The 19,270-nt window shown below is 73.5% G+C and carries 25 protein-coding genes; 10 read left to right on the top strand and 15 right to left on the bottom strand.

What is annotated here, in order from left to right; all coding sequences use genetic code 11:
• Genes cydB through ACFPBZ_RS03635 form a run of 3 tightly spaced genes read right to left on the bottom strand, consistent with a single transcriptional unit; the run spans position 1 to position 2,471 of the window.
• Complete coding sequence (cydB, locus tag ACFPBZ_RS03645) at positions 1-1,035, bottom strand: cytochrome d ubiquinol oxidase subunit II (protein ID WP_378034640.1); 1,035 nt, start codon at positions 1,033-1,035, stop codon at positions 1-3.
• Positions 1,036-1,038: 3 nt separating this feature from the next.
• Positions 1,039-2,301 (bottom strand): cytochrome ubiquinol oxidase subunit I, encoded by a 1,263-nt coding sequence (locus ACFPBZ_RS03640; protein ID WP_378034639.1) that lies wholly within the window; start codon positions 2,299-2,301, stop codon positions 1,039-1,041.
• Positions 2,298-2,471, bottom strand: coding sequence for a cytochrome ubiquinol oxidase subunit I (locus ACFPBZ_RS03635; RefSeq protein WP_378034638.1), 174 nt, complete (start codon positions 2,469-2,471; stop codon positions 2,298-2,300). Before ACFPBZ_RS03635 ends, ACFPBZ_RS03640 begins: the two co-directional genes overlap by 4 nt.
• A gap of 107 nt (positions 2,472-2,578) precedes the next feature.
• Between ACFPBZ_RS03635 and ACFPBZ_RS03630 the strand changes: the two genes are divergently transcribed.
• Positions 2,579-2,836, top strand: coding sequence for a DUF2795 domain-containing protein (locus tag ACFPBZ_RS03630; protein ID WP_378034637.1), 258 nt, complete (start codon positions 2,579-2,581; stop codon positions 2,834-2,836).
• A 4-nt stretch (positions 2,837-2,840) separates the two neighbouring features.
• Here the strand turns inward: ACFPBZ_RS03630 and ACFPBZ_RS03625 are convergent, their stop codons facing one another.
• On the bottom strand, positions 2,841-3,251 hold the full coding sequence (locus ACFPBZ_RS03625) for an AAA family ATPase (RefSeq protein ID WP_378034636.1): 411 nt from the start codon (positions 3,249-3,251) through the stop codon (positions 2,841-2,843).
• 84 nt (positions 3,252-3,335) lie between these two features.
• On the opposite strand from ACFPBZ_RS03625, the gene ACFPBZ_RS03620 reads away from it, so the two are divergent.
• Positions 3,336-4,133, top strand: a complete 798-nt coding sequence (locus tag ACFPBZ_RS03620) for an SDR family NAD(P)-dependent oxidoreductase (RefSeq protein ID WP_378034635.1) — start codon at positions 3,336-3,338, stop codon at positions 4,131-4,133.
• Positions 4,134-4,158: 25 nt separating this feature from the next.
• Here ACFPBZ_RS03620 and ACFPBZ_RS03615 read toward each other — a convergent pair whose 3' ends face one another.
• From ACFPBZ_RS03615 to ACFPBZ_RS03605, 3 genes are read right to left on the bottom strand one after another with little or no spacing between them, the layout of a single operon-like run.
• Positions 4,159-4,548: a hypothetical protein gene (locus tag ACFPBZ_RS03615; protein WP_378034634.1), complete on the bottom strand. Its 390-nt coding sequence runs from the start codon at positions 4,546-4,548 to the stop codon at positions 4,159-4,161.
• Complete coding sequence (locus ACFPBZ_RS03610) at positions 4,545-6,401, bottom strand: CheR family methyltransferase (protein WP_378034633.1); 1,857 nt, start codon at positions 6,399-6,401, stop codon at positions 4,545-4,547. The genes ACFPBZ_RS03615 and ACFPBZ_RS03610 overlap by 4 nt, the downstream gene beginning before the upstream one ends.
• A complete protein-coding gene (locus tag ACFPBZ_RS03605) occupies positions 6,398-7,009 on the bottom strand; it encodes a chemotaxis protein CheB (protein WP_378034632.1) in 612 nt (203 codons plus the stop codon). Before ACFPBZ_RS03605 ends, ACFPBZ_RS03610 begins: the two co-directional genes overlap by 4 nt.
• 134 nt (positions 7,010-7,143) lie before the next feature.
• Here ACFPBZ_RS03605 and ACFPBZ_RS03600 point away from each other — a divergent pair, with 134 nt between their 5' ends.
• Positions 7,144-7,431, top strand: coding sequence for a hypothetical protein (locus ACFPBZ_RS03600; RefSeq protein WP_378034631.1), 288 nt, complete (start codon positions 7,144-7,146; stop codon positions 7,429-7,431).
• Between the two features lie 6 nt (positions 7,432-7,437).
• Here the strand turns inward: ACFPBZ_RS03600 and ACFPBZ_RS03595 are convergent, their stop codons facing one another.
• The 4 genes from ACFPBZ_RS03595 to ACFPBZ_RS03580 all read right to left on the bottom strand — a co-directional run bounded on the left by ACFPBZ_RS03595 (position 7,438) and on the right by ACFPBZ_RS03580 (position 9,717).
• Entirely contained in the window at positions 7,438-7,872 is a 435-nt protein-coding gene (locus ACFPBZ_RS03595) for a PPOX class F420-dependent oxidoreductase (protein ID WP_378034630.1), read from the bottom strand.
• A gap of 42 nt (positions 7,873-7,914) precedes the next feature.
• Positions 7,915-8,115, bottom strand: coding sequence for a hypothetical protein (locus ACFPBZ_RS03590; protein WP_378034629.1), 201 nt, complete (start codon positions 8,113-8,115; stop codon positions 7,915-7,917).
• Positions 8,116-8,292: 177 nt separating this feature from the next.
• A complete protein-coding gene (locus tag ACFPBZ_RS03585) occupies positions 8,293-9,255 on the bottom strand; it encodes a DNA polymerase domain-containing protein (RefSeq protein ID WP_378034628.1) in 963 nt (320 codons plus the stop codon).
• Between the two features lie 51 nt (positions 9,256-9,306).
• Positions 9,307-9,717, bottom strand: a complete 411-nt coding sequence (locus ACFPBZ_RS03580; RefSeq protein ID WP_378034834.1) for a MarR family winged helix-turn-helix transcriptional regulator — start codon at positions 9,715-9,717, stop codon at positions 9,307-9,309.
• Between the two features lie 115 nt (positions 9,718-9,832).
• On the opposite strand from ACFPBZ_RS03580, the gene ACFPBZ_RS03575 reads away from it, so the two are divergent.
• Genes ACFPBZ_RS03575 through ACFPBZ_RS03565 form a run of 3 tightly spaced genes read left to right on the top strand, consistent with a single transcriptional unit; the run spans position 9,833 to position 12,130 of the window.
• Complete coding sequence (locus ACFPBZ_RS03575) at positions 9,833-10,363, top strand: VOC family protein (RefSeq protein ID WP_378034627.1); 531 nt, start codon at positions 9,833-9,835, stop codon at positions 10,361-10,363.
• 28 nt (positions 10,364-10,391) lie between these two features.
• Positions 10,392-11,357 (top strand): DUF5996 family protein, encoded by a 966-nt coding sequence (locus ACFPBZ_RS03570; protein WP_378034626.1) that lies wholly within the window; start codon positions 10,392-10,394, stop codon positions 11,355-11,357.
• Positions 11,354-12,130 (top strand): pirin family protein, encoded by a 777-nt coding sequence (locus tag ACFPBZ_RS03565; protein WP_378034625.1) that lies wholly within the window; start codon positions 11,354-11,356, stop codon positions 12,128-12,130. Before ACFPBZ_RS03570 ends, ACFPBZ_RS03565 begins: the two co-directional genes overlap by 4 nt.
• A gap of 10 nt (positions 12,131-12,140) precedes the next feature.
• Here ACFPBZ_RS03565 and ACFPBZ_RS03560 read toward each other — a convergent pair whose 3' ends face one another.
• Positions 12,141-13,142, bottom strand: a complete 1,002-nt coding sequence (locus tag ACFPBZ_RS03560) for a CobW family GTP-binding protein (protein ID WP_378034624.1) — start codon at positions 13,140-13,142, stop codon at positions 12,141-12,143.
• Positions 13,143-13,160: 18 nt separating this feature from the next.
• Here ACFPBZ_RS03560 and ACFPBZ_RS03555 point away from each other — a divergent pair, with 18 nt between their 5' ends.
• Positions 13,161-14,339 (top strand): CaiB/BaiF CoA transferase family protein, encoded by a 1,179-nt coding sequence (locus ACFPBZ_RS03555; RefSeq protein WP_378034623.1) that lies wholly within the window; start codon positions 13,161-13,163, stop codon positions 14,337-14,339.
• Positions 14,340-14,343: 4 nt separating this feature from the next.
• On the opposite strand, the gene ACFPBZ_RS03550 is transcribed toward ACFPBZ_RS03555, so the two are convergent.
• Positions 14,344-14,490, bottom strand: a complete 147-nt coding sequence (locus tag ACFPBZ_RS03550) for a hypothetical protein (protein WP_378034622.1) — start codon at positions 14,488-14,490, stop codon at positions 14,344-14,346.
• A 158-nt stretch (positions 14,491-14,648) separates the two neighbouring features.
• Positions 14,649-16,352: a P-loop domain-containing protein gene (locus tag ACFPBZ_RS03545; protein WP_378034621.1), complete on the bottom strand. Its 1,704-nt coding sequence runs from the start codon at positions 16,350-16,352 to the stop codon at positions 14,649-14,651.
• A gap of 74 nt (positions 16,353-16,426) precedes the next feature.
• On the opposite strand from ACFPBZ_RS03545, the gene ACFPBZ_RS03540 reads away from it, so the two are divergent.
• Genes ACFPBZ_RS03540 through ACFPBZ_RS03530 form a run of 3 tightly spaced genes read left to right on the top strand, consistent with a single transcriptional unit; the run spans position 16,427 to position 18,053 of the window.
• The gene (locus tag ACFPBZ_RS03540) at positions 16,427-16,798 is read left to right on the top strand and encodes a hypothetical protein (RefSeq protein WP_378034620.1); all 372 of its coding nucleotides are present in this window, start codon (positions 16,427-16,429) and stop codon (positions 16,796-16,798) included.
• Positions 16,791-17,177, top strand: coding sequence for a hypothetical protein (locus tag ACFPBZ_RS03535; protein ID WP_378034619.1), 387 nt, complete (start codon positions 16,791-16,793; stop codon positions 17,175-17,177). Before ACFPBZ_RS03540 ends, ACFPBZ_RS03535 begins: the two co-directional genes overlap by 8 nt.
• 24 nt (positions 17,178-17,201) lie before the next feature.
• Positions 17,202-18,053 carry an alpha/beta fold hydrolase gene (locus tag ACFPBZ_RS03530; protein WP_378034618.1) on the top strand — a complete coding sequence of 284 codons (852 nt, stop codon included), beginning with the start codon at positions 17,202-17,204 and terminating at the stop codon, positions 18,051-18,053.
• Between the two features lie 393 nt (positions 18,054-18,446).
• Here the strand turns inward: ACFPBZ_RS03530 and ACFPBZ_RS03525 are convergent, their stop codons facing one another.
• Positions 18,447-19,235 carry a siderophore-interacting protein gene (locus tag ACFPBZ_RS03525; RefSeq protein ID WP_378034617.1) on the bottom strand — a complete coding sequence of 263 codons (789 nt, stop codon included), beginning with the start codon at positions 19,233-19,235 and terminating at the stop codon, positions 18,447-18,449.
• Positions 19,236-19,270: the final 35 nt, after the last annotated feature.

The raw sequence follows: 19,270 nt of genomic DNA, 5'->3' as shown, positions 1-19,270 counted from the left end.
TCAGTACCCCTTCGCGAGGCTGCCCTCGTCGGGGCGGACGCGCTCGCGGAACACGTAGTAGTTCCAGACCTGGTAGCCGATGATCAGCGGCAGGAAGATCGCGCCGACCCAGGTCATGAGCTCGAGGGTGAGCGGCCGGCTGGCCGATCCGGCGAGGGTGAGGTCGAAGGCCGGGTCGAGGGTGGAGGGCAGCACGACCTGGCGGCGGTACAGCGCGACGAAGATCGTGATCGTCGAGAACACGATCGTCAGCCCGCTCATGGCGAAGGCGAGCCGGTCGAGCCGGCGGGTGAGCGCGAACCAGATGGTCGCCAACGTCGCGGCCGCGGCGAGCGGGAACACCCAGGGCAGCACCCCGAAGTCGGCGAACAGTCCCTCGGTCACGTAGCCCATGACCACGAACGCGAGGATCGCGATCGTCGCGAGCGCCCCCCACCGCAGCGCGGCGGTGCGGGCCCGCCGGTGCAGCGCGGAGTCGGGGTGCAGGCGCAGCAGCAGGAAGTTCGCCCCGTGCAGCACGAACAGCAGCAGCGTCGCGATCCCGCCGACGACCGAGAACGGGGTGAACAGGTCGCCGAACCCGCTGAGGACCCGGCGCTCGCCGTCCAGCGCGAGGCCCTCGATGAGCTTGGCCATGATCACGCCCCAGAGGAACGAGGGCACGAGGCTGCCGCCGAAGTTCACCCAGTCCCAGGTGTCGCGCCAGCGCTGCCGGTCGACCTGGTTGCGGTACTCGAAGGACACCCCGCGCAGCAGCAGAGCCAGCAGGACGAGCACGAACAGCGGGTACATCCCGGAGAACAGGGCGCCGTACCAGACCGGGAACGTCGAGAACATGACCCCGGCCGCGGCGAGCACCCACACCTCGTTGCCGTCCCAGAACGGCCCGATGGTGCCGGTCAGCGCCCGCTCCTCCGCCTCGGTGTGCGCCAGGACCGGGCGCAGCAGGTCGACGCCGAAGTCGAAGCCCTCGAGGAAGAAGTAGAGGGTGAAGGTGCCGGCGATCAGCCAGAACCACAGGGTCACCAGGTCCACGGCTCAGTCCTCCCGGCCGTAGGTCGCGTTCGCGTAGTCCGGCGCGGGCGCGGCCTGCAGCTCGGCCGCGGGCCGCCCGCTCACCCCGGCCCGCGCCGTCGTCGAGAGCAGGTAGACGTCCAGGCCGATCAGCGCCAGGTAGACGACCCAGAGCCCGACGAGACCCGCCAGGACCTCCCCGGCGGAGTTGGCGCTGACGCCCTGGTCGACGGTGAGCAGGCCCTGGACCATGAACGGCTGACGGCCCATCTCGGTGGTGATCCAGCCGGTGAAGTTCGCGATCCACGGGAGCGGCACGAGGTAGACCAGCGCCCGGAGGAACCACCGCGTCTCGACGAGCCGCTCCCGCCGCCGCCACCACAGGAACAGCCCGACGAAGGCCGTGAGCAGCAGCAGCGACCCGATCGCCACCATGATCCGGAACGACCAGTAGACCCAGGCGACCGGCGGGACGTAGTCCCGGGGCCCATAGAGCTGGCGGTACCGCTCGTCGATCTGGTTCAGGCCCTCGTAGCGGCCCTCGAGGGAGTTGTAGGCCAGCAGCGACCCGACGTAGGGGATCTCGACGCTGACGTCGTTGCGGCGCGCGCCCTGGTTGATCGCCGCGAACAGCGACCACGGCGCGGGCGACTCCGAGGTCTCCCACTGGGCCTCCATCGCCGCGAACTTCATCGGCTGGTCGACCACCGCCGCCTGCGCCTCGGTGTGCCCGCTGGTCGCGGAGAACACGGTGCCGACCGCGGCGAAGACCAGCGCGATCCGCAGGGCGGGGGCGAACACCTCGACGTCGCGGCGGCGCAGCAGGTGGAAGGCGCAGATCCCGAGCACGAAGAACGCGGCGACCGTCCAGGCGCTGCCCTGGACGTGCGCGAAGTACAGCCAGGCCTTCCGGTTGAACACGACCGCGCCGAAGTCGGTGAGCACCGCCTGCCCGTCGAGGATCTGGTACCCGACCGGGCGGTGCATCCAGGCGTTCGCCAGGACGATCCAGAAGGCGCTGACCTGGGTGCCGATCGCGACGAGCCAGATCGACCCCAGCCGCATCCACGGCCGCAGCCGGTCCTTGCCGAACCACCACAGCCCGATGAACGTGCTCTCGAGGAAGAACGCCATGAGCACCTCGAGGGCGAGCGGCACCCCGAAGATGTTGCCCACGAACCGGGAGTACTCGCTCCAGTTCATGCCGAACTGGAACTCCTGCACGATCCCGGTGACCACGCCGACCGCGAAGTTGATGAGGAAGAGGTGCCCGAAGAAGTTGGTCATGCGGTCGTAGTGGCCGTGGCCCCGCGCTTGCGGTCGACGTAGGCGAAGGTCTCCATCACCGCGATGAGGAAGGCCAGTCCGACGGTCAACGAGACGAAGAAGAAATGGAAGATGCTCGTCGTCGCGAACTGGAACCGCGACAGGTCGACGACGTCGAACTCAGTGGCCATGAGCCCGGGGATGGCCCGTCCCCCCGCCGGGCAATCCAGGAGCTGCGGAGGTCGTCCCGCCGGGCCCCCGGGTTTGCCCGGCCTCGTCCACCGGCAACTCACCGGGCATGTCCAGCGTCATCGACCGTGCCCGTGAGGCCCTGAGCGACACCGAGTTCCCCGCGCAGCGGAACACCCTGCTCGAACGGGCCACCGAGCACGGCGACGCCGACGAGGACGTGCTGCACGCCCTGACGGTGCTGCCCGAGGGGGTCTACTCCTCGCTCGACGAGGTGGCGGCCGGGCTGGCGGCCGACCACGAGCGCGGCGAGGACGGGGGCTCCCCCACCTCGGCACCGATGGACATCATCAGCGACGACGACTGACCGGTCACCGCCGGACCAGGCGGTCGAAGCCCTCGTCGGGACGGGGTTCCTCCCATCGGGCGAGCGCCGCGTACAGGCCGACCTCGGGCACGGGTTCGGAGCGGGCGGCGTTGCGGCGCAGGGAGAGCTCCGGGTCGGGCGGCCACCAGTACCCGACCACCCGGGCGCCGTGCGCCCGGGCCACGGCGATGACCCCGGCCCGCTCGGCCGCCGAGGGCTGGGTGTTGTCGACGCACACGTCGTGGCCCTCGGCCAGCAGCGCCGCGAGCTCCCGGCGCTGGCGGTCCTCCTTGCGGCGCGCCGAGCGCGACATCGCGTCCTTGGAGACGAGCGCGTGGGTCGCGGCGAGCCGCTCCCGGTAGAAGGTGGTCTTCCCGCAGGCCTGCAGCCCGATGAGGAGCACGACCTCCGGCATGGTCGCGGGGTGCCTCCGGCCTGTGAGCACTAATCCGTGTTCAGGCACGGATTAGTGCTCACGAGCCGGAGGCACCCCGCGACCATGGATACCAGTACCCGTCCCCTGGCCCTCGTCAGCGGTGGTTCGTCGGGCATCGGCCACGAGCTGGCCGCCGAGCTCGCCCGCCGCGGTTACGACGTCGCGATCTCCGGGTCGAGCGAGCGGGTCTTCGAGGCCGCGGACCGGCTCCGGGAGCTCGGCGCCGAGGCGTACCCCCACCAGGCCGACCTCGCCACCTACGAGGGCGTCGAGGGCTTCTGGTCCTTCGTCGCGGGTCTCGGGCGGCCGGTGAACGTGGCCTGCCTCAACGTCGGGATCGGGGTGGGCGGCGCGTTCGCCGACACCGACCTCGACGACGAGCTGCGGATGATCGCGATCAACTGCGCGGGCACCGTGCACCTCGCGAAGCGCGTGGTCCGTGCGATGCTCGCCGACGGCGCGGGCGACCGCCGCATCCTCGTGGTCTCCTCCACCTCGGCCACCACACCCACCCCCTACGAGCCGGTGTACGGCCCGACGAAGGCCTTCGGGTTCTCGTTCGCGGAGTCGATCCGCGAGGAGCTCCGCGAGCACGGCATCGTCGTGACCGCCCTGCTGCCCGGGGCCACCGACTCCGACTTCCACGCGAACGCCGGCATGGGCGACACCGTGTTCGGCGACAACAGCTGGAAGAACGACCGGACCGAGGTGGCCCGGCAGGGCATCGAGGCCCTGCTCGCCGGCGACGACCACGTGGTGGGCGGGGACGCCGCGACGAAGCAGCAGGTGGTCGACAACCGCGCGACGTCCGAGCCGGAGAAGGCCCGCCGCCAGGGCGAGCTCGCGCGGCCGGGCGGCTGACGCCCCGAGCACGGGCGGAGCCCCCTCAGGGGCGGTCGCGCCGGCTCGCGTCGGACTCCCGGTCGATCTCCCCCTGCTCACGGTCGACGACGCGGCGGGACCGCCGGAGCGCCTCGCGGGAACGCTCGAGGCTCTCCGCCGTGCGCTCGACCGTCTCATCGCGCCGGTCGAGCGCCTCCTCGGCCGACCGCCACCGCTCGGCCTGGCCGGTGCCGGGCCCGCCGCGCGCCTCGTCCTGGGCCGCCTGCCGCGCGTCCGCCCGCCGTTCCCGCTCGTCGGCCCGCTCCTCGCGGGCGTCCGCCTCGGCCTCCCGCCGGTCCGCCGCGGTGTCCCGGTCGTCGGCCGCGGCGTCCCGGGTGTCCCCCGCGGCCTCGCGCCGGACCAGCTCGGCGTCGCGTTCGTCGGGCCCGGTCACGACGGGCCCGTGGCCCCGGCGACGGGGCGGTCGAGCTGGTCCATGAGCACGATCGCGCCCGTGGGGCCGCTGCTGCGCAGGGTCAGGGGGGAGGCCGACACCGCGAGCGCGACGGTGCGCCCCCGTCGGTTGACCGCCTCGGTGTGCAGCACGCCGTCGTGGCCGATCTCCCCGCTGAGCGCCTCCCGGACGAGGGGGCGGAGCCGCTCGGTGGGCAGGCCGATGTCGAGGTTGAGCAGGTGCTGCCCCACCGCCTCGTCGGCCCGCAGGCCCCACAGGTCGTCGGCCTGTCCGTTCCAGGCCCGCACGATCAGCTCCGTGTCCACCACGACGACCGCAGTGCGCAGGCTGCCGAGGACCGACTCCAGGAAGTCGTTGGCCTCGTCGAGCTGGCCGGTGCGCTCGCGGAGCTCGTCGTTCATCGACTGCAGCTCGTCGTTGGTGGACTGGAGCTCCTCGTTGGTCGTCTCCAGCTCCTCGACCGTGGACTGGAGCTCCTCGTTCGTCGTCTCCAGCTCCTCCACCGTCGACTGGAGCTCCTCGTTGGTCGTCTCCAGCTCCTCGACCGTGGACTGCAGCTCCTCGTAGGCGGTCTCCACCTGCCGGTGGGCGACCTGGAGCTCCTCGGTCATCCGCTGGTGGCGGGTCACGTCGGAGAAGAAGATCGCCACGGACGGGCCGTCGGGGGCGGGGGACAGCGGGACGAGCTGGACGTCGAAGAAGAGCGTCTCGGTGGACGAGCGGGCGTAGCGCGCCTCGTGCTGCCACACGGGGGTGCGCAGGCGGCGGACGTCCTCGTAGGCGGCCCGCAGCCCCCCGATGCGCTGGCAGAGGTCGAGGTCGGGGAAGCGGTGGCCGATCTCCCGGGAGGTGATCCCGAGCTGGGCCCCGGCCCGCTGGTTGGCCCGGGTGACCACCTCGTCGCCGTCGACGACGAGCGTGGCGAGGGGGCTGAGCAGGAGGGTCTCGTCCTCGAGCCGGGACTCCCGGCCCTCGCCCGTCCGGCCGCCGGGCGCGAGCGGCCGCCGGGTCGGGTCGATCTGGTCGGCCTTGCGGAAGAAGCGGCGCTTGAGGTCGATCGGCAGGAACAGCCGCGTGTGGCTGAGCAGCATCTCGGCCTTGCCCAGGAACAGCACCCCCTGCCCGGCGAGCGCGAAGTGGAAGCGTCGAAGCACCTCGGCCTGGGTCTCGGCGTTGAGGTACATCAGCGTGTTCCGGCAGACCAGCAGGTCGAGCCGGCCGATCGGGGCGTCCTGGACGAGGTCGTTGCGCCCGAAGATCACGCGGTGGCGCAGGTCGGTGCGGAAGGTGGAGCGGGAGCCGCTCGACTCGAAGTAGCGCTCGCGCAGCTCGGCGGGCAGCCCCTCGAGCTCCTTGTCGGAGTACGTCGCCTGGCGGGCGGTGGCGAGGGCGTCCTCGTCGACGTCGGTGGCGTAGACCTTCACGCGCCGGCGGAAGGCCTCCGGGCCGAGGGCCTCGGCCAGCAGGATCGCGAGTCCGTAGGCCTCCTCGCCGCTGGCGCACCCGGCGGACCACACCCGGACGGGGTCGTCGCCCGACTTGGCCGCGAGGAGCTGCGGCAGGATCTCGTCCTGGAGCTCGCGCCAGGCCTCCGGGTCGCGGAAGAAGGCGGTGACGTTGATCAGGACGGTGTTGAACAGCACCGTGAACTCGTCCTGGTCGACCTGGAGCCGGTCGAGGTAGTCGGCGAACGTGTCCACCCCGAGCTGCTGCATCCGGCGCTCCACGCGGCGCTGGACGCTCGAGCGCTTGTAGCCGGTGAAGTCGAACCCGCGGACGTCCCTGATGAACTGCAGGAGGGCCGCGAAGTCGGCGTCGTCGGAGTCACTCACCGGGTCCTGCTCCCACCGTCGACGTCGTCCTCGGGCCGCGGCGCGGTCGCGGCCATCTCCGCGAGCGCCGCGCCGATCATCGCGGGTCGCACGACGAGCGCGTCGGGCACCCGGCCCAGGGCGGCGCGCGGCATCCCGGGGTGGAGCGCGTCGTCGGGGTCCTGCACGAGCGCCGTCCCCCCGTGGTCCACGATCTCGGCGAGCCCGACCGCGCCGTCGTCGAGCATCCCGCTCAGGACGACGCCCGTGGCGAGCGGCCCGGCCGCGACGGCCAGCGAGTGGAACAGGACGTCGACGCTGGGCCGGTGGGGGCTGCCCCGGGGGTCCGGGGAGAGCCGGACGTGGCCGTCGTCGACGTGCAGGTGCCGGTCGGGCGGTGCCACCAGCACCCGGCCCGCGCGGAGCGGGTCGCCGTCGCGGGCCGCGACGACGTCGAGGGCGCACCGTCGGTCGAGGATGTCGGGCAGCACCGTAGGCGCGGTCGGCGCCTGGTGCAGGACCACCAGCAGGGCCAGGGGCAGGTCGGCGGCGAGACCCTCGACGAGCTCGAGCAGCGCCTCCACCCCGCCGGCCGAGGCGCCGACACCCACGAGCCCGGTCCCGTCCATGCCCTCCCCCGCCCCGTCACCCGCCCTGCCGAGGCCCGACGAGTACGCGGGACGCGATTCCGGGAAACCGGTGCGTGACGGTCGCGCCATCGTAGGAGGGGTGCGGCCCCGACGCCCCATCCCGCGGAGGCCCGATGCCGGACGAACCGACCCCCGACCCCGAACCGGTCGAGGTCGCGCTGGCCCGGGCGCGGGAGCACGGCGACCATCTCGCCGGCCGTATCGCCCGCCTGGCCGAGTCGATCGCCGAGTCCGAGGACGGCGTGGCGCGGACCTACGAGGACGCGGCCCGGCAGCGCCCGGACGCCGCCGATCGCCTGCGGGGCGCCGCCGACGAGGCCCGGCGCTTCGCGCGCCACGAGCGCGACCACGCCGCCCGGCTCCGGGCGGAGGGCCCGGAGGGCGTGCACGAGGAGGACTGAGGTGACTCAGTCGCTCGTGTCGACGTTCTGGTCGATGATCGTCTGGCGCTCCGGGGTGATCCACAGGATCACGCGCTCGGACTTGATCGCCTCGGGCGGGTAGTCCTGCCCGGTGTAGCGCTGCGCCACCTCGTCGATGTGCTTGCGGGCCTCGTCGCCCGTGGTGAAGTCGGTGACGTGCCCGCGCACCTCCGCGTAGCGGTAGGGGTCGGACTCGTCGCGGATCAGCACCGTGATCCGCGGGTCGCGCCGCAGGTTCTCGTAGCGCTTGCGGTGGGTCTCGGTGTTGAGGACGAGCCGGCCGTCCTTGATCCCGACCCACAGGACCTGGGTCTGGATGAGCCCGCTGGGCAGGATCGTCGCGACCGAGGCGAAGTTGGCGCCGGAGGCCAGCTCCTCGGTCATGGGGTGCAGGTCGGGACCGTTGCGGGTGTCAGCCATGGGCGCCGGGTGCCCGGTACCCGTGGCCGCCACCCGCCGACCTCAGGCCGCGGCCGCCGCCTGCGACTCCTGGCCGGCGACCAGCCGGTCGACCGACTCGCGCACCGCGACGAGCTCGGTCACGACGGCCTCGAGCTGGCTCTGGTTGGTCCGCTGCAGCTCCTCGAGCACCTTCTCGAGCAGCGCGTTGGTGGTCATCAGCGCATCCTTGACCGGCCCGATACCGGCGATGTCCCCGAGCATGTGAGTGTCCTTCCGTCGGTGTACTAGGTACCGACGGTACCGGTCAGTGCGGCGCGTTGTCGAGGCAACCCATCAGGGGCTCCAGCGCGGCCGCGAACCGGTCGGGCTCGCCGAGCAGGGCGAGGTGTCGCGCGCCGCAGCGCTCGCACACCCCGGACCCCGCAGCAGCGGGGCCCGTCAGCCCGCCGGGTCCTCCTTCGCGGCGGCCCGCTTGCGGCGCTTGCCCTCGTGCATCGCCGCGACCCGGGCCACCGGGATCGTGCGGCCCTCCTCGATCAGGTCGGCCGGGATGTCGCGGGCCTCGCCGAGGCGCTCGGCCCAGCTCGGGCCGTCGAGGAGGCGCCGCGGCGTCGCCACCGTGATCTCGGCCGGGACCACGGCGTCGAGGTCGTCCCAGTCGACCGGGCAGCTGACCGGGAGTCCGGGGCGGACCCGCGGGCTGTAGGCGGCGACGACGGTGGCCCCGCCGGCCCGGGTGGCGTCGAGGAAGACCTTGCCGCCGCGGTCGGCGCGGATGAAGGCGGTCGTCGTGACGGCCGGTTCGAGGCGTTCGGCGCGTGCGGCGACCGCGCGCGTGGCCGCGTGCACGTCCTCCATGGCCGCGGGACGGATCGGAGTGACCACGTGCAGGCCCTTCGCGCCCGAGGTCTTCACGGCCGGGTCGAACCCCGCCTCGCGCAGCACCTCGCGCACGGCGCGGGCGGCGGTGATCACAGGCGCGAGGTCGGCGCCCTCGGGCGGGTCGAGGTCGAGGACGAGGTGGGTCGGGACGCCGGGCTCCTCGGCGGTGGTCAGCGGGACGTGGTACTCGATCGAGCGCTGGTTGGCGAACCACAGGAGGGTCGCGCGGTCGTCGGCGAGCGCGTAGTGGACGTCGCGCTGCGAGCTCTCGGACCAGAACGTCACGCTGCGGATCCAGTCCGGGGCGCCCTTGGGCAGGTTCTTCTGCATGAACCGCTGGTCGCCGCGGGCACGCACCACCGACAGCGGCCGGCCCCGCAGCAGCGGCAGCATCCGGTCGGCGACCGCGTCGAGGTGGTCGACGAGGGCGCGCTTGGTGACGGCGTCCCCCGCCAGCAGCTCCTGGTCGAGATGAGTGAGGGCGACCCCGTCACGGGTCTCGTCCGGCGTGCTGGCCATCCCGCAGACCGTGGCCGCCCGGTCGCACCCGGTCAAGCCGGGCGCACCCGGTCAGGCCGGGCGGGACCGGTCGTCCACGCGTTCGGCCACCGAGCGCCCGATGGCCTCGAGGGCCCGCACCTGCTCGTCGTCGAGCACGTCGAACACCAGCTCGCGGACGTCGGCGACGTGCGCCGGTGCGGCCCGGTCGATCGCCGCGCGCCCCTCGTCGGTCAGGACGATCTCGGCGCCGCGGCCGTCGTCGGCGCACTCCACGCGGGCGAGCAGCCCACGGCGCTGCATGCGGGCGAGGTGGTGCGAGAGCCGGCTCTTCTCCCACTGCAGCAGGTCGCACAGCTCGCCGACCCGGATCGGGTCCGACCCGTGGTCGGTCAGCGCCACCAGCACGTCGAAGTCGGACAGCGAGAGGCCCGAACCGGCCTGCAGGCGCCGGTTGAGCTGCGCCTGCAGCCGCGCCTGCATCGCGAGGTAGGCCCGCCACGCCCGCTGCTCGGCGTCGTCGAGCCAACGCGTCCCCTCGCCCACGACCCCAGCGTAGCCGGGTAGTTGACACGTCCACCACAGCCAGGGATAGTTGATGCGTCATCTACTTCGGGAGGACGCCGTGACCGAGACCGTCGAGAGCACCGAGCACCACGAGGCCGAGCGGGCCCGCATCCGGGAGGCGCACCTGCGCCCGGCGGCGTCGCGTCCGGCGTCGACCGCGCGCGGCATCCACCACACGGCGCTGATCTCGTTCGACGTGGAACGGACCGTGCGCTTCTACCAGGACGTGCTCGGCTTCCCGCTGACCGAGCTGATCGAGAACCGCGACTACCCGGGCTCGTCGCACTTCTTCTTCGACCTCGGGAACGGCAACCTGCTGGCCTTCTTCGACTTCCCCGGCCTCGAGGTCGGGCCCTACGCCGAGGTCCTCGGCGGGCTGCACCACCTCGCGATCAGCGTCGACGAGGCGCGATGGGCGGAGCTGGTGGGCCGCCTCGAGGCGGCCGGCGTGGAGCACGTGGTGCACAGCGGCGTGTCGGTCTACTTCCGCGACCCCGACGGGGCCCGCATCGAGCTCATCGCCGACCCGCTCGGTGAGATGTACGGCCAGCACGTCCTGTAGATCCGCGCCGACACCCGAGGTGGCCCCGATGAGCACGACGACCCCGTTCCCCGCCCTGCCCTACGACTCCTGGACCGGCACCCGCGAGACGCTGCACCGGTTCGTGCAAATCGTCGGCAAGGTGCGGCTCGCGGCCAGCCCGCGACGCAACCACTGGTGGAACGTGCCGCTGCACCTCACCGGCCGCGGACTGACCACCCGCCCGATGAGCACCGACGGCGTCCGCGTCTTCACGATCGACCTCGACCTGGTCGACCACCGCCTCGACCTCACGACGATCGAGGGCGGGCGCTGGTCGTTCCCCCTCGCCGGTCACTCGGTGGCGACCTTCTGGACCGACCTGCACGCCGGTCTCGCCGCGCTCGACCTCGACGTGCGCATCGCGGCGCCCACGCCCTTCGACCTGCCCGACGCGGACCGCCCCTTCGCCGAGGACACCGAGCACGCCACCTATGACCCGGCGGCGGTCACGCGCTACTGGACCCTGCTGAGCCAGGTGAACCTGCTGCTCGAGCAGTTCGCCGCGCGCTACTCCGGCAAGACCAGCCCGGTGCACCACTTCTGGCACACCTTCGACATCGCCGTCACCCGCTTCGCCGAGCGACCGGTCCACTTCACGGCCGAGACCGACCCGGTGACCCGGGAGGCCTACTCCCGCGAGGTGATCAGCTCGGGCTTCTGGTTCGGCGACCCCGACACCCCCGAGCCCGCCTTCTACTCCTACACCGCCCCCGAGCCCGCCGGCCTCGCCGAGGCGGCCCTGGAGCCGACCGGTGCGCGCTGGGTCCCGGCCCGGGGCGCCCACCTGGCGGTGCTGCGCCTGTCCGAGGCGCAGGCCACCGGCGACCCGATCGCCGCCGCGCTCGCGTTCTACGAGAGCGCCTACCGCGCCGGCGCCACCCGGGCCGGCTGGGACGTCGAGGCCGCGGACTGCGGCGTCGGCACCACCGACCCCGTCCTCAACCCCACCCAGACCCGCCAGGAGCAGCAGTGAGCACGGTGACCCTCACGCCCGGCGTCGACGTCCGTCGCGCCGCCGACCGGTTCTCCACGCAGTGGGGCTGGCTCGACTCGAAGCACTCCTTCTCCTTCGGCCGCCACCACGACCCGCGCAACACCCACCACGGGATGCTGCTGGTCAACAACGACGACGTCGTCGACCCCGACACCGGCTTCGACACCCACCCGCACCGCGACATGGAGATCGTCACGTGGGTGGTCCGCGGGTCGCTGGTGCACCAGGACTCGAGCGGCCACTCCGGGGTCATCTACCCGGGGCTGGCCCAGCGGATGAGCGCCGGCACCGGGATCCTGCACTCGGAGAAGAACGACTCCTGGCGCTTCGACGCCGCGCACGGCGAGGCCGCCCGGGAGCCCGTGCACTTCGTGCAGATGTGGGTCCTTCCCGACGAGGCCGGGGTCACCCCGGGCTACCAGCAGCAGGAGGTCGACGCCGAGCTGCTCTCCGGGGGTCTCGTCCCGGTGGCCTCGGGCATGCCGCAGCACGCGGGCGACACCGCGATCTCGATCCACAACCGCTACGCCGCCCTGCACGCCGCCCGTCCCGGTGCCGGCACGTCGCTGGAGCTGCCCGACGCGCCGTTCCTGCACCTGTTCGTCACCGACGGCGCCGTCGACCTCGAGGGTGTCGGCGAGCTCGGCGCGGGCGACGCCGTGCGGTTCACCGCGACCGGCGGCCAGCGCCTCACGGCCTCGCGCGACGCGGAGGTGCTGGTCTGGGAGATGCACGCGACCATCCCCGGCTGAGCTCGACCCGTCAGGCGGTGGCGAGGTCGATCCGGTACCGGGTGAGGGCGAGCGCCGCGTGCTCCGACGGCGGCGCCTCGTCCTCCCCCACCACGCACGCCGACAAGCCGTCGCACAGCGCGGCCTCGTCGAGCCCGGTGCCGATGAGCACGAGCCGCGCCCCACGCGTCGTCAGGCGCCCGGGGGCCGGACGGACGCGGATCGCGGTGCCGACGGTCTGGACCTCCCACACGTCGGGCACCTCCTCCGACGGCACCGCCGCCCCGCCGTCGGGCAGGCGCACGATCCCCTTCACCCGCACCACTCCCCGCGGGCCCGACTCGAGGAACGCCGCGAGCCGACCCGCGTCGAGCGGCTGCTCGGAGGTGAACGACACGGTCTCCGCCCCCACGTGCGGGTGCTCGCCGTCGGCCTCGCGCAGCAGGGCGTCCAACGTGAGCTGCGCGGGCTGCGGTCGTCGTACCGGGTCGACGAGCAGGGCCGGGTCGAGTGCGCCGTGCGAGGTCCCGACGACCGCCCCCGCCGCCACCGAGCGCACCGCCTCGAGGGCCGCCGGCGCCGAGGGACACAGGTCCAGACCGTTCACGACGACGAGGTCGGCGAGCCGTGCGTGGTCGAGGTCGGGATCGCGGGCGTCGACGACGGAGACGAGGCCGCCGTACACGGCGTGCGGGTCGGGCGAGGCGAGCAGCAGCCGCACCAGCTCCCGCGGCTCGGCGAGCCCGCTGGCCTCGACCACCACGAGGTCGAGCCCGGTGGCCGGCGCGACCAGGTCGGCGAGCACGGCCGAGAGGCCGTCGGCGTCGGTGACGCAGCAGAGGCACCCGCCGGCCAGTGAGGTGACCGACGAGGCCTGCCCCGCCACCAGCATCGCGTCGATCCCGAGCGCCCCGAAGTCGTTCACGACGACCCCGATGCGCACCCCGTCCGCGTGGCGCAGGAGGTGGTTGACCAGGGAGGACTTGCCGACGCCGAGGTGTCCGGCGACGAGGACCACCGGGACCGTGCGCATCGATCGAGCATAGGGTCGGTGATCGTGCGTCCTCTGGAGGGCATCCGTGTCCTGGATCTGTCGCGAGTGCTCGCCGGCCCGTTCGCCACGCAGTGGCTGGGCGAGATGGGGGCCGACGTCGTCAAGGTCGAACCACCCGCCGGCGACGACACCCGCGGCTGGGGCCCACCGTTCATCGGCGACGAGGACCGGCAGTCGCTGTACTACCTCTCGACCAACCGCAACAAGCGCGGCGTCGTCCTCGACCTCAAGACCGAGCAGGGCCGCGACGCCGTCCGCCGGCTCGCGGCACGCAGCGACGTGCTCGTCGAGAACTTCCGCCCCGGGACGCTGGAGCGCTGGGGCCTCGACTTCGCGACGCTGTCCGCGGACAACCCCGGCTTGATCCACCTCGCGATCTCGGGCTTCGGCCAGACCGGGCCCTACCGCGAGCGCGCCGGCTACGACGTCCTCGCCCAGGCCATGGGCGGGATCATGAGCCTCACCGGACAGCCGGACGGACCGCCCACGAAGATCGGGCTGCCGGTCGCCGACCTCAACGCTGGGACGTGGGCGATCGTCGGGGTCCTCATGGCCCTGCGCGCCCGCGACGTCACCGGTCGCGGCCAGTACCTCGACGTCTCCCTGCTCGACGCCCAGACCGTCTGGCACACCTACGCCGCCCAGGCCGTGTTCCACGACGAGCGCCGCGCCCGCCGCCTCGGCGTCGCGCACCCCACGGTCGTGCCCTACCAGGCGATGGCGTGCGCCGACGGGCCGCTGGTGGTCGCCGTGGGCAGCGAGCGGCTGTGGCAGCGGTTCTGCGGCGTCCTCGGTCTCGAGAGCCTTCTCGACGACGCCCGCTTCGCGACGAACGCCGACCGCGCCCAGCACCGTGAGGAGCTCATGGCGCTGGTCGAGGAGGTCATGACGACGAAGCCGGCGGCGCACTGGGCGGCGGCGTTCGACGTCGAGGGGGTCCCGGCCGGGCCGATCAACTCGCTCGACGACCTCTACGCCACCGACTGGTCGTACGAGCGCGGCCACCACGTGGAGATGGACCACCCCGGCGTGGGCACCTACTACGGGACGGGCTTCCCGGTGAAGGCGAGCGACACCCCGGCGACGCCGTCCGGCCCTCCCCCGACGTTCGGCCAGCACACCGTCGAGGTGCTCCGCGAGGTCGGCTACTCCGACGAGGAGATCGCGCAGTTCTGAGGCGTCAGCGCCGCGTGCGGGGCGGCTCGTCGTCGGCCGGGTCGCGCGGCAGCGGCGCGCGCCCGGCGGCGTCGACCCACGCATCGAGCGCGGCCCGGTAGAAGTCCCAGCGCCGCTCGTCGTCCGTGCGCACCATCAGGTCGTCGGTCATCGGGTGTCCCTCGTCCTCGCGGCCCGACCTCCCCCGGTCGGTCCCGTGACGCCCGAACCTCCCACAGCATCGGTACGCAGGGACAGATTGCGTGCGACCTACCGGCCGGTCTCCACTCGTTCGGCCCAGCGCTGTTCGTTCTGTCTGTGTACGGACCGTCAGCGCAGCAACGACCGGATCCGGACGGACCGGAGCCGGTTGAGCGCCGCGGCCACCTCGTGCCGGCGCGGCAGGGCGAGGTCGGTGGCGTCGCGGGGGCCCTCGCGCAGGGCGTCGATCCCCTCGCGGGCGATCTGGGCGTCGAGCAGGTCGAGCCCCTCGCCCAGCGGGATCGTCCCGTCGAGCACCCCATCCCCGAGCAGGGCGAGCGCCCGCCCGATGCCGGTCACCTGGGAGCGGTCGACGATCTGCTCCACCGCGTCGAGGTCGACCTCGTCCTCGCCGAAGGTCAGGGTGTCGAGCCCGCGGGCGGTCACCCGGGAGCGACCCTTGCGGCCGGTCGGGTCGAGCGACGACGGATCGACCACCCGCCGCGCGACCGCCGGGAACCCGCTGTGCTCGGCGACCCGCCCCGGTGAGGCCGCCGCGATCTCGTGCGCCCGCGCGGTCACCTCGGACGCGGCGTAGGCGTCCATCATGATCACCGTGTCGGCCACACCCAGGTAGTCGCCCGACCCGCCCATCACCAGCACCGACGAGACCCCGAGCTCGGCGTGCAGGGGCCGGATGCGTTCGACGAAGGGCACGAGCGGCTCGGTCGCGATGAGCTGCTGCATCCGCGCGTCGCGGATCATCATGTTGGTGGCCGAGGTGTCCTCGTCGACCAGCAGCACCCCCGCCCCGGCCTCGACCGCCTCCACCATCGAGGCGGCCTGGCTGGTGGAGCCCGACGCGTTCGTCGTCGAGAAGTCCTCCGTCGGCGCGCCGCTGGGCAGGTGCGAGACGAACGCCGAGACGTCGCTGCGGACCACGCTGCGCCCGTCCTCGGCCCGCACCTTCACCGCGTCGGCCCGGGCCACCACCCGCTCGCGGCCGTCGCCGGGCCCGTGGTCGTACACCCCCGACTCGATCGCGCGCAGCAGCGTCGACTTGCCGTGGTAGCCCCCGCCGACGATCAGCGTCACGCCCTCCGGCACGCCCATCCCGACGACCGTCCCCGCGTTCGGCGTCGGGATCTCCACGCGCAGCTCGGGCGGCGCGACGAACGCGGTGGCGTCCTCGAGCGGGCGGTCGTCGACGCCGGAGCGCCGGGGCAGCACCGCCCCGTCGGCGACGAACGCGACGATCCGCCGCTCCGCCAGGCCGTCCCGCAGCGCGACCGCGTCCTCCACGGTCTCGACGAACGCCGTGGCCGAACGCTTGGCATCGTCGGGAAGGTTCTCCCAGCGCAGGGCCTCGACCGCGGCCGGCAACGTCTCCCCGAACAGCGTCGCGGCCTCCTTCCCGAGGATGCGCCGCCGCGGCCCGGGCAGCGGGGCGCCGAGCTCGATCACGACGGTGCCGTCGGCAGCACCATCCCCCGTCGCTGCGCTCGCCCGAAGCACCCGCCCGGCGCTGCGGTCGAGCACCTCGGGGCCGCCGGCGTCGACGTGCAGCGGGGTGTCGCGCAGGGCGCGGCGCAGGCGGCGCAGCAGGAACGTGGCATGGGCTCGGCGACGGTCGGGCGTGCGGGTGGCCGCCTCGGGGGCCGCGCCGGGCAGGGTGACCCGGACGCGCGAGGGCGGGGCGAACGGGTCGGCCTGGACCCGGACGATCTCGAGCGAGCCCCCGTCGAGGGGCCAGGTCCCGGAGAGCGACTTGTAGCGGGCGTAGCTCTGACCGTCGAGGTCGCGCAGGGTGCGGGCGAGATCCTGGGGTGGCACGGACTGATCCTCTCCCCGTCGCTCCGCTCGCCCCGACCCGAGTGCCCGACGCCCACCGCGGCCATACTGGGGGCGTGATCGTTCCCGTCGCCTGGGTGCTCGGGCTCGCGAGCCTGGCCTGGGCGCTGTGGTGCGCCGTGTCGGCCCTCGTCGACCAGGCGCCGACGTACCACCACCGGCTCGCCCTCGTCGGGATCGAGGTCGTCGCGCTGGTGCAGGCCGTGATCGCGGTGGTGCTGCTCGTCGTCCAGGGCGGGCGGACCGGCGGGGCCGTGGCGGAGATCGTCGGATACCTGATCGCCCTGCTCGTGGTGCTCCCGATCGGTGCGGCCCTGGCCTACGGCGAGCGCAACCGGTACGGCTCGGTGGTGCTCGCGATCGCGGGGTTCACGGTGGCGGTCCTGGTGCTGCGGACGACCCAGGTGTGGGAGGCGACCGGTGCCTGAGGTCCGTCGCATCAACAGCGGGCCGGGGAAGGTCCTGCTCGCGGTCTACATCCTGTTCGCGATCTCGGCCGGGGCGCGGTCGGTCTACCAGCTCGCGACCCAGTTCTCGGTGGCCCCGCTCGCCTACCTGCTCTCCGCGTTCTCCGCGGCCGTCTACATCGTCGCGGCGCTCGCGATCGGGTTCCGGCGGCGCACCCTCGCGCTGACCGCGGTGTGGATCGAGCTGGTCGGCGTGATCGGGGTCGGGCTCTTCACGCTGCTCGCGCCCGAGGACTTCGCGGACGACACGGTCTGGACCGACTTCGGCATCGGGTACGGCTTCTTCCCGCTCATCCTGCCGGTGCTCGGCCTGCTCTGGCTGTGGCGTTCCCAGGACTAGTCGGTCCTGTTACCGTACCGCGTCGTGGAGACGCGGACGCTGTCGTTGCCCGGGGTCGAGCTGGTCTACGACGTGCACGGCTCGGGCGGAGAGCGGCCGCTGGTGATGATCGGCCAGCCGATGTCCGCCGACGGCTTCTACGCCCTCGCCTCGCACCTCTCCGACCGCACGGTCATCACCTACGACCCGCGCGGACTCGGCCGCTCGGTGCGCTCCGACGGGATCGTCACGAGCGCGCCCGAGGTCCAGGCCTCCGACCTGCACGCGCTGGTCACCGAGCTCGGGGGCGGCCCCGTCGACGTGCTCGCCTCCAGCGGCGGGGCCGTCACGGCGCTCGCGTGGGTGGCGGCCTTTCCCGACGACATCGTGACTCTCGTGGCCCACGAGCCGCCGCTCATCGGCGTGCTGCCCGACACCGAGGCCGCGGAGCGCGGCTACGACGGCTTCCGCCGGGCCTACGCCGAGCGCGGCTGGGGCGCGGGCATGGCCGCGTTCATCGCGTACACGTCCTGGTCGGGCGAGTACACCGAGGAGTACTTCGCGCAGCCGGCACCCGACCCGGCGATGTTCGGCATGCCGACCGAGGACGACGGCTCCCGCGACGACCCGCTGCTCAGCGACCGGTCCCTGGCGGTCGTCCGGTACCACCCCGACGTCGACGCCCTCCGGGCCGCCCCGACCCGGGTGCTCCTCGCGGTCGGTGAGGAGACCGGCGACACCTTCACCGGGCGGACCGCCCGCGCGACCGCGGAGCTCCTCGGCGACGAGGTCGTCGTCTTCCCGGGCGGCCACGGCGGATTCGCCGCCGAGGACGGGCCGTGGCCGGGGCAGGCGACGGCGTTCGCCGCGCGGCTGCGCGAGGTCCTCGGGTCCTGACGTCGGCGTTGCGTCGCGCACACGGCCGGCACGGATCGCCCGGCCCCAGCACCGCGTTGCGCCGCGCACACGGCCGGCACGGATCGCCCAGCTCCAGCATCGCGTTGTGCCGCGCGCACGCCGGCACGGAACGCCCGGCTCCAGCACCACGTTGCGCGACGCAACGCCGCACAGGAGCAGCGCGAGACGGCCTCGCTGTGTGCGCCGTGCAACGCGCCCGGGAACAGCAGCGGACGACGTGGCCGCGCGCGGTACGCACACGCTCGGCGCGGGTCGACCAGGCGCGCAGCGTCACGTTGCGCGACGCAACGCGCCACGAGAGCAGCGCGGCTCGACCTGGCTGTGTGCGTCGCGCAACGCCTCGACGGTGCGACGGGCCGGCGGTCGCGGGACTCAGCCGAGGCCGGTGCCCTCCACGCCGCGGCGCCAGTAGCCGTCGAGGTCGATCCACTCGGTGGGCAGCAGGTCGCGCAGCCGACGCCGGACGGGCCGCAGGGCCGAGGCCTCGGCCCCCATCCACACGAGCCCCTCCCCCTCGGGCCGGGACCAGGCCTCGACGGCGTCGCCGAGCAGCGTCGTCGTGCCCGGCTCGGCGCCGTCGCGGTGCAGCCAGTGGACGTCGACCGCGGCGGGCGAGGGCAGTTCCTGCTCCTCGGCGGCGTCGGCGACCTCGACGAACACCGTGGCGGCGGCGGTCGCGGGGAGACGGGCGAGCCAGCGGGTCAGGGCCGGCAGGGCGGTCTCGTCGCCGCCGAGGAGATACCAGTCGCGGGGGTCGGCGACCAGCGACGAGCGCGGGCCGTAGAGCCAGAGCGCCCCGGCCGGGTCCTCCACCCACGAGCCGGCGAGCCCCGACCCGTGCCGCACGAAGTCGACCTCGACCACGCCGTCGGCCACCGAGCGCAGCGTGTACTCGCGGAAGGGCCGCGACCGGCCGGGCGGCGGGGCCAGGAGGCCGCGCGGACCGATCTCCGGACGCTCCGGCTCGGTCCCGGGCATCGTCGGGAAGAAGATCTTGGCGTGGTCGGTGGGGCCCTCGGCGGGGAGGGCGGCGACGTCGCCGGCGAACCGCACACGGCGCATGCGCGGGGTGACGTCGACCGAGCCGACGACCTCGACGCGGACCGGCTCGACGTCGTCGTGGATCTGCTGGGAGATCACCGGGGCGTTGCGGACCACCATGACCGGCCACGCTATCCGGTGACCTCGGCGGGCGT

Origin of the sequence: Actinomycetospora atypica (genome assembly GCF_042653685.1) — a bacterium.
Classification (GTDB): domain Bacteria; phylum Actinomycetota; class Actinomycetes; order Mycobacteriales; family Pseudonocardiaceae; genus Actinomycetospora; species Actinomycetospora atypica.
This window is presented reverse-complemented; position numbering and strand designations above follow the sequence as displayed.